Origin of the sequence: Porcipelethomonas sp., from assembly GCF_051893655.1 — a bacterium.
In the GTDB taxonomy this organism is placed as follows: domain Bacteria; phylum Bacillota; class Clostridia; order Oscillospirales; family Ruminococcaceae; genus Porcipelethomonas.
Window position 1 is genome coordinate 1 of the sequence record NZ_JBJFHN010000030.1, and the last position, 4,487, is coordinate 4,487.

7 protein-coding genes are annotated in these 4,487 nt (G+C 39.8%); all 7 read left to right on the forward strand.

Annotation, left to right across the window (positions count from 1 at the left end):
* Positions 1 to 245 (forward strand): hypothetical protein (locus ACI4WO_RS01695; RefSeq protein WP_439805827.1); only part of this gene is annotated, 245 nt, incomplete at its 5' end.
* Positions 246 to 386: 141 nt separating this feature from the next.
* Positions 387 to 1,088, forward strand: a complete 702-nt coding sequence (ispD, locus tag ACI4WO_RS01700) for a 2-C-methyl-D-erythritol 4-phosphate cytidylyltransferase (protein WP_439805828.1) — start codon at positions 387 to 389, stop codon at positions 1,086 to 1,088.
* A complete protein-coding gene (ispF, locus tag ACI4WO_RS01705) occupies positions 1,085 to 1,570 on the forward strand; it encodes a 2-C-methyl-D-erythritol 2,4-cyclodiphosphate synthase (RefSeq protein WP_439805829.1) in 486 nt (161 codons plus the stop codon). Before ispD ends, ispF begins: the two co-directional genes overlap by 4 nt.
* 61 nt (positions 1,571 to 1,631) lie before the next feature.
* Complete coding sequence (locus ACI4WO_RS01710; protein WP_439805830.1) at positions 1,632 to 1,856, forward strand: putative Se/S carrier-like protein; 225 nt, start codon at positions 1,632 to 1,634, stop codon at positions 1,854 to 1,856.
* Positions 1,856 to 2,977, forward strand: a complete 1,122-nt coding sequence (locus ACI4WO_RS01715) for an aminotransferase class V-fold PLP-dependent enzyme (RefSeq protein WP_439805831.1) — start codon at positions 1,856 to 1,858, stop codon at positions 2,975 to 2,977. Before ACI4WO_RS01710 ends, ACI4WO_RS01715 begins: the two co-directional genes overlap by 1 nt.
* A 116-nt stretch (positions 2,978 to 3,093) precedes the next feature.
* Positions 3,094 to 3,972, forward strand: coding sequence for a diadenylate cyclase CdaA (gene cdaA, locus ACI4WO_RS01720; protein WP_439805832.1), 879 nt, complete (start codon positions 3,094 to 3,096; stop codon positions 3,970 to 3,972).
* The coding region (locus ACI4WO_RS01725; RefSeq protein ID WP_439805833.1) for a CdaR family protein at positions 3,969 to 4,487 on the forward strand (519 nt) is incomplete at its 3' end. The genes cdaA and ACI4WO_RS01725, both read left to right, overlap by 4 nt.

The window sequence follows — 4,487 nt, forward strand, 5'->3', positions numbered from 1 at the left end:
GGAATGAGTTTATAGATTCAGTTCAGCCATCCTTGAATATATGTTTTAAGGATGGTTCAGACTGTAGAAAGGCTGAATTTAAAGTAAATCAGGGGACGCTTTCACTTGCAAAGCGTCCCCTCTTCCAAAACAGTCCACTGGACTGTTTTGGAATTCACCCCCGTAAAAGCGCCTCTAAGGCACGGGAATTTCGCCGTCTGCGGACGGCGACCAAGGCTCTGCCTTTGGAAACCGCAAGCTTTTGAAAAAGCTTGACCAAAACTTTTGATTTTTACTTACTGTCTGTAAGAACCCTTTTGATTTGGGTTCTTTTTTTCTTTACACTTCTGAAATAAAATGGTATAATTGTTGTATACCCAATTTATTAATGAAACGAGGACAGGTTTATGAAAACATCAGCTATAATCGTATGTGCCGGAAATTCCAGCCGTATGATGGGTGTTAATAAAATATTACTTCCGCTGGGAGATTCTGTTGTGATAGGCTGTACCCTTTCAGCATTTCAGCAGTGTGAAAGCATTGATGATATAGTTGTGGTCTGTCGTGAACAGGACAGGGAAGCAATAAAAAATACTGCTGAAAAGCTTAATATAACAAAGCTTCATAATTTTGCTTCGGGGGGAAGTACACGTCAGGAAAGCGTTATAAACGGACTCCGCAAAATTTCTCCTGATACTGAAATGATTGCAGTTCATGACGGTGCCAGACCCCTTATAAATCCGAAGTATATAGAAAAAACAATCAAAGATGCTTCTGTATTCGGTGGAGCAGTACTGGGAGTTCCTGTAAAGGATACAATAAAGGTGGTTCATGACGGACTTATTGAAGATACTCCTCACAGACCTTCCCTTTATATTACGCAGACACCGCAGGTATTTAAACGCAGACTGTATTTTGAAGGCGTGGATTTCGCCCTTGAACATGGACTTGATTTTACTGATGACTGTCAGCTTATTGAGTCTATCGGCATAAAAGTATATATGACGACAGGGGACTACACTAATATAAAAATTACAACCCCGGAAGACATTAAAATCGCAGAAGTTCTTCTGGCTGAAATAAAGAAAGAAGGAGAAACAGAAAAATGAGAATAGGTCATGGCTATGATGTTCACAGACTGGAAGAAAACAGAAAGCTTATATTGGGTGGGGTGGAAGTGCCTTATGAAAAAGGACTCCTGGGACATTCTGATGCTGATGTACTGACTCATGCGGTTATGGACGGATTGCTGGGAGCACTCGCCCTGGGCGATATAGGAAAGCATTTTCCGGACAGTGATCCGAAATACAAGGGTGCAGACAGCATAGAGCTTTTAAAGCATGTTTATTCCCTTATTGAAGAGCATGGATATACTCTCGGAAATCTTGACGCAGTCATACTGGCGCAGGCACCTAAGCTTGCCCCGTACATTGAAAAAATCCGTGAAAATATTGCGGACGCCTGCAAATGTGATATTTCACAGGTGAGTATTAAGGCTACTACAGAGGAAGGTCTGGGTTTTACCGGACACGGACAGGGTATGGCTGCACATTGTGTTGTCCTCCTTGTCGAAAAGCAGAACAGTATCTGATCCTATGCATATAATAGTATCATCAGGGAGAATTGTATTCTCTTATATAAGGGGTGATACTATGAACACTACAGCAGTCTCTATGCCGTCTGTTACTCATGCTATAAAGGCAAAGCGCTTTTTAAACTCGCAGGGATATTCCTGTGAAATAAAAAGATCACCTGTCGTTTCTGAGAACGGATGTACTCATATGATCCTGGTTAACGCAGATCCTGAAATAGTGATTGCGCTTTTAGATAAACGTCATATTGAACACGGGAAGCTTTTAGGGGAAGGGATGCCCTGATGACAGTTAATTTTGACAATGCGGCAACAACCTTTCCCAAGCCGCCTTCAGTTGCCGGAGCAGTTTTTAATGCAGTAAAACATTATGGCGGAAATGCCGGAAGAGGCGGACATAAAATCACAATGGAAACCTCTGAAAAGGTTTATGATACCCGTCAGGCAGCTGCGGAATTTTTCGGGGCTGAAACCGAAAATGTTATTTTTACTATGAATTGTACCCATGCATTAAATCTTGCCATACAAGGAATAATGCAGTCGGGAGGACATATAATAATTAGCGGAATAGAACACAATTCATCTGCAAGACCAGTTTATGCACTGGCTAAAAAAGGAAAATGTACCTTCAGCATAGCTGAAGTATCAGATTCTTCAGAAGAAACCGTAGATAATTTCCGGAAGCTTATAAACAGCAGTACAAAGGCAATTGTAAGCGTAATTGCCGGTAATGTAACAGGGCAGATAATGCCTTATAAGGAACTGGGAAAGCTTTGTGCTGAAAATAATCTTTGCTTTATTGCAGACGGTGCTCAGGCATGCGGTATTCTTGATATAAAAATGTCCGATGGAATCAATATTTTGTGTACCTCCGGTCATAAAGGCCTTTACGGTCCTGCGGGAACCGGACTTCTTATAAGTGACGGCAAATTTCATATTGAGCCGATTATTCAGGGAGGGACGGGCAGTTCATCCTTAAACCTTGAACAGCCTGATTTTTTGCCGGACAGTTTAGAAAGCGGAACGGTAAATACAGTAGGTATAATCGCTTTGAAAAACGGACTGGATTTTGTAAGTTTTATGGGTACTGATAAAATATTCAGGCACGAAAGCAGGCTTTGCCGGATCTTTATGGATGGACTCAAAGATACAGGAGTGATAATATACCGCCGTCCGGGAGTCAGCTACGTACCGATAGTTTCATTTAATTTTCCTGATGTGAAGCCTGAAGATGCAGCGGAAATGCTTAATCAGCGAGGATTTTGCCTGCGTGCGGGACTTCATTGTTCGCCGCTTGCTCATCATTCTCTGGGTACTCCGGAGGGTACGGTGAGATTTGCACCTTCTGTGTTCAATAATGAGCATCAAGTTGAAAATCTTGTGAAAACTATAAAAAAACTGCAATAAATATTAAAAATACTATTGAAATTATCTGCATTTATGGTACAATTATTATAAGAGATATGCAGAGGGGGTTACACCCCTCTTACATATGATGCTGAAAAAAAGAAAGGGAGTGAATTATGTACGCAATAAAGAATGTTTTAAACATGATATGGAATGTAATACAGACTATTACAATTATGGATATCGTTGATATTCTGTTGATGTCATATCTTGTATATCTGGCAATAAAACTTATACGGGAAACACGTGCAAATCAGCTTATAAAGGGTATTTTGATTATTGCTGCTGCATACATAGTCAGCACAACTATCGGACTTAAATCAATTTCGTACATAATTAAAAGCATACTGGATGTCGGTCTTCTTGCTATTCTTATTATGTTCCAACCTGAAATCAGACGAGCATTAGAAAAAGCCGGCAGAGCCAAATTTGGAATAAATTTTCTGAATTTTTCAGATAATTCCGATGAACTTACTAAAAAATGGAATACGGCAATAGAAGCTATCTGCGATTCGTGCGTAGATCTTTCAGCTTCAAAAACGGGAGCACTTATTGTTATTGAGCGTAAGACTAAGCTTGGGGAACAGATTGAAAACGGAACTATCCTTAATGCAAATCCAAGCAAGGAGCTTTTTGGAAATATTTTTTATCCTAACACGCCTCTTCATGATGGTGCAGTAATTATGCGTGACGGTATTATTCTTGCCGCTGCATGTTTCCTGCCAAAGCCACAGAAGGAAGAGCTTATTAACAAAAAGCTCGGTTCAAGACACAGAGCTGCAATTGGCATGAGTGAAAACTCTGATGCTATTATTATTGTGGTTTCTGAAGAAACAGGACAGATTTCTATTGCTGAGAATGGGGTTCTGGTTCGGGATTATACAAGATTTATGCTCAACGAATACCTCCATGAGGCGATTCTTCCGAAACCGGCAGACACAAAGAAAAAATTCCCGGTAAGGAGATTTTTCTCAAAAGGAGATGATAAAAAGTGAATTTGAATAATATTAAAAATAAGATTTATCATTCTTTTACAACAAACCCGGCAATGATTATTTATTCTGTTATAATTGCAATAATTATGTGGTTTGTTATTTCTATTACAATTTATCCCACTACTCCTAAGACAATCAGCAACATACCTGTTGAGGTAGATATTACCGGTACTTCCGCAGAGGAAAACGGACTGAGCGTTATAAGCTATGAAACCAAAAAGGTTACGGTAACTCTTCAGGGAAACCGTTCCAGTATAGGAAGTCTTAGTGCAGATGACCTTACAGCGTCCGCTGTAGTGGAAAATGTAACTTCTGCCGGAGAAAAAAACTTGAAAATAAATGTTACTGCAAAAAAATCAGATGTTAAATTTGAGGTCACAAAAGTCAGTCCGGCAAGCATGACGGTAATGTTTGATAAAATTGATACAAGAGAATTTGATGTTACTGTTGAAGCTCCTAAAATAAAAGCTGCAGAGGGAATGTACATGGACAGCAATGATTTTAAATGCACTCCT